The organism is Microcoleus sp. BROC3, from assembly GCF_036702515.1.
Classification (GTDB): domain Bacteria; phylum Cyanobacteriota; class Cyanobacteriia; order Cyanobacteriales; family Microcoleaceae; genus Microcoleus.
Genome location: NZ_JAUBTQ010000138.1, coordinates 1 through 3,360, shown reverse-complemented (window position 1 = coordinate 3,360; position 3,360 = coordinate 1). Strand labels below are relative to the sequence as shown.

The following is a 3,360-nucleotide window of genomic DNA, read 5'->3' as shown; positions in this document are numbered from 1 at the left end:
TTTTGGAAAATTCTCATCATCTAGAGACTATTAAAAATAGCTATGGATGTAAAGATGTCGATCGCTATTGTGCCAACCGAAAAACGGCCCCTTTGTATGCGTCCAATCAAAAAGGGTGGGATGGAGCCTTATCCAAAAACCCGGTTTCTTTGCGCTGTAAATACGGAGGACGTTGGTTGAGTTCCGAATTCGAGGCGGGAGATGTTCTGATTTTTGGTATGTTTACCATTCATGCCAGTTTGGATAACCATTCTCCTTCTATTCGACTCTCCTCGGATAGCCGTTATCAATTGGCATCGGAACCAGTGGATGAAAGGTGGGTTGGCAGTAACCCTATTGGTCACTCTACTGCTGCTAAGCAAGGTCAGATTTGCTAGAAGAAGACTTTAGTATTGTGTGTTTGAATTTAAGTTTAGTCGGCCCGCATCGCTACCGCACCGAGTTCAGCTATGGGCTATCCTAAAAGACACTTGAACCTTTTACTTTTTTGGGGAGTAAGCCCGGAGTTGATGGAACGTCCCCCAACCATTCCATTGGCCGTCTGGTGGCTCCCAATACTTGACATATCGAGCGGTCATCGGTGAAATTGCAACATCAATATCAAGTTTATTGAAACTGGTATTTGGAGAGTAAGGATGGACTATTTCAGAAGCTAATTGCCAAGTCTTATTGTCTGTTGAAACCTCAACGCGAAAGGTTAGTGAATTCTTAAACGCGCCATCCCAATCAATATTGTAACCAACACCATGAAGTGAATAAACCGTACCTAAATCGACGATTTGAAAAGTGCCAGTCCCTTGATTGGTTCCGTTTCCCCACCGCCCCAGTTTTGGATAATTCGTTGTTGTTTGGTAATCAGCCGGATCGTTAGCATTAGCCCAGCCAGGATAGGTAATCCCTCCGTTTCTGGCAATCACTGGTTTACCAGCAGCTACGTTGGTGCCTGATATCGGCTTCGACGAAGGAATATTGGTTGGAGATGCTGATTCCACTGCAGGCGGTGGAAGTGTAGGGGTGTTTGATACTTGTTGAATCGATTGAGAACAGCCGGCCACAGCTCCCGTAGGGAGGAAGATCCAAGCAAACCAGGCACACGACAATTTTTTCATCATTTGAGGAGGGACGATCGCCCCAGCAATTTAGGCGTATTATCCAAGGATACGCTCGCCTCAGTTCTGGGGGAAACTAAAACCGAACCAAAAACCCAAACCCAAACCCAACCCCCAACCCCCACAGGTAGGCCATGCCCAAAATCCATGAGTGCGATCGCTTTTAGGCCAGGAGGAGACGGTATTCTGAGTAATGGGAACAAAAGCGATCACACTATAGAGAGATGAGCTTTGACGTTTATGGCAAAACCCAAAAGGTATCCAAAGAATTGGCGAGAGATTGCGTTATCGGTGAAAGAAAGTGCGCTCTGGCGCTGTGCTAAATGCAACCAACAATGCCTCCGACCTGGTAAGAAAAGTGGTTTAACCAAGTCCGAACGCTGTGCCTTAACTTTGACCGTACACCACCGCAACCGGATACCGGAGGATAATCGCCCAGAAAACTTAATTGCTCTTTGTACCGCCTGCCACCTTTCTTATCACAATCGCGGGCAATCCAACGTCTCGCCTGGACAATTATCGCTGTTCCCCGATGATGGCATTGACTGGGATATGATGGATTGCTCTCTGGAATCGGCAATTGAAAATATCAAAGAATATTAAAGAATTAGCAGAACTGCTTCAACCCTTGCAGCAAGAAGATAAAAATCTGCACGGAACACGCGCAGATTCTCACCAATACAAACTGAGGCAAACGCTTGCGAAAGCCGAGTTGCAAAGTTTCGAGCGGAAACATCAAATCAAGCTGCCCGAAGATTACCGTACCCAATTTATTTCTTTGAATCTCCATAATTACCCGCTCAGCTTGAGTTAAACGAAGACAGGATAGTTATCAAAATCAATCTTTCGCCTTTCATCTTAGCCTAACCTTGACATAGTTGCTATTTGTAGGAAGCGCAGAGCAACTGACACAAACCGAGAGGGTTTCGGGAGCGTGTCACTTTTGCGATGAGTATAAATACTCAGAAATACTAGGGCAGAGGTTTTGAGCTATTGTTGGGCAAAATCGGCGAAAATAATCATGTCTTAATTAGTGGCGATTCAACTATGACTCCTGAACAGCAACAGGCGATTCAAACACATGTAGAGGCTATTTCAGCAATCCTGTATGCTGATTGTGACCCGGAATCGTTGAAAACATTAGAAGATATCGAGATCACGGTTAAAGATAAGGTGTTAACTCATGTGACACCGCAGATCGGTTTTTTTTTATTTACTCAGCTAGCGGGACAAAAGCAGGAAGGATAAAAAAATTAAAAAGTACGTTAGGTGATTTAAGTATCACCAAAAAGCAAGCGGATAAACTAGGGTGTGGGAGTGGGAGTAGATTAAGTCCACATTTAGAGAACTGTTGTTTAAGACTGAGTGCTAATGTTGCATATCAAAATGCAGCCAACGATATTGAATATATAACAGGGATTAGGGTTCCAGCAAAGACGCAACAAAGATTAGTACATTATCAAAAATTTGAGCAGCCTGTAGCAACAGCAGATATTACCGAGTTAAGTGCAGATGGTGGAAAAGCACGATTGCTCACACCACTCGGAGAAAAGTCCGAGTGGAAAGACTATAAAGCAATTGTGTCGGAAGTAGGCATAGTAGCCAGTTTCGATCGAAATGACATCATTATTGATTGGGTAAATCAACAGCCACTAGCAAAACCAGTAACTTGTCTAGGTGATGGACATGATGGCGTATGGAATATATTTAAATAAATTTGTTGTGAACAGGACAGAAGAGAAATTCTAGACTGGTATCATTTGAATGAAAATCTTCAAAAAGTAGGCGGTTCCATTAAGCGATTGAAGCAAGCGGAAACGTACTTATGGAAAGGAAATGTAAAAAATGCAATAGCACTATTCATAGGATTGAAGAAAAAGCCAGCAGTTAATTTTTGTAAGTATTTAGAAAAGCATAAAGAAAGAATTATTAATTACGAACTTTTCCAGAGAGATGGAATCTGTTCGATTGGTTCTGGAGCAGTAGAATCAGGAATCAAGCAAATAGCTAGACGGGTTAAAATATCTGGAGCAAGTTGGAAATTAGACCATATTGGGCAGGTATTGGCTCATCGATGTGCTTACTTAAATGGCTTAATTGGTAGACCTCGAAAAACTGCACAAGTATAAATACTTATCGCAAAAGTGACATGCTCCCGAGGGTTTCTTTGAAAAGCAGTCTGTCCCCGCCATTTGGAGGGGGCTATTTTAACTATCTAAAACCACCGGAATTGGTGAGGTCAGACTTAAAC

Annotated in this window: 3 protein-coding genes and 2 pseudogenes; 3 read left to right on the top strand and 2 right to left on the bottom strand. The window is 43.0% G+C overall.

Features of this window, described 5'->3' with window-relative positions:
- Positions 1-377: pseudogene (locus QUB30_RS33105) on the top strand (phytanoyl-CoA dioxygenase family protein); the annotation flags it as partial.
- 102 nt (positions 378-479) lie between these two features.
- On the opposite strand, the gene QUB30_RS33100 reads toward QUB30_RS33105, so the two are convergent.
- A complete protein-coding gene (locus tag QUB30_RS33100) occupies positions 480-1,112 on the bottom strand; it encodes a discoidin domain-containing protein (protein WP_333342490.1) in 633 nt (210 codons plus the stop codon).
- A 237-nt stretch (positions 1,113-1,349) separates the two neighbouring features.
- Here QUB30_RS33100 and QUB30_RS33095 point away from each other — a divergent pair, with 237 nt between their 5' ends.
- The gene (locus QUB30_RS33095) at positions 1,350-1,712 is read left to right on the top strand and encodes an HNH endonuclease (protein ID WP_333342488.1); all 363 of its coding nucleotides are present in this window, start codon (positions 1,350-1,352) and stop codon (positions 1,710-1,712) included.
- 4 nt (positions 1,713-1,716) lie between these two features.
- Here QUB30_RS33095 and QUB30_RS33090 read toward each other — a convergent pair whose 3' ends face one another.
- Entirely contained in the window at positions 1,717-1,899 is a 183-nt protein-coding gene (locus tag QUB30_RS33090; protein WP_333342485.1) for a hypothetical protein, read from the bottom strand.
- A 257-nt stretch (positions 1,900-2,156) separates the two neighbouring features.
- On the opposite strand from QUB30_RS33090, the pseudogene QUB30_RS33085 reads away from it, so the two are divergent.
- Positions 2,157-3,238 (top strand): annotated as a pseudogene (locus QUB30_RS33085) (ISKra4 family transposase).
- The last annotated feature ends 122 nt before the right edge of the window (positions 3,239-3,360 follow it).

Excerpts from the sequence above, each read along its gene's own strand:
- QUB30_RS33100 (WP_333342490.1), bottom strand. The coding sequence starts at position 1,112 with ATGATGAAAAAATTGTCGTGTGCCTGGTTTGCTTGGATCTTCCTCCCT.
- QUB30_RS33095 (WP_333342488.1), top strand. The coding sequence starts at position 1,350 with ATGGCAAAACCCAAAAGGTATCCAAAGAATTGGCGAGAGATTGCGTTA.
- QUB30_RS33090 (WP_333342485.1), bottom strand. The coding sequence starts at position 1,899 with ATGGAGATTCAAAGAAATAAATTGGGTACGGTAATCTTCGGGCAGCTT.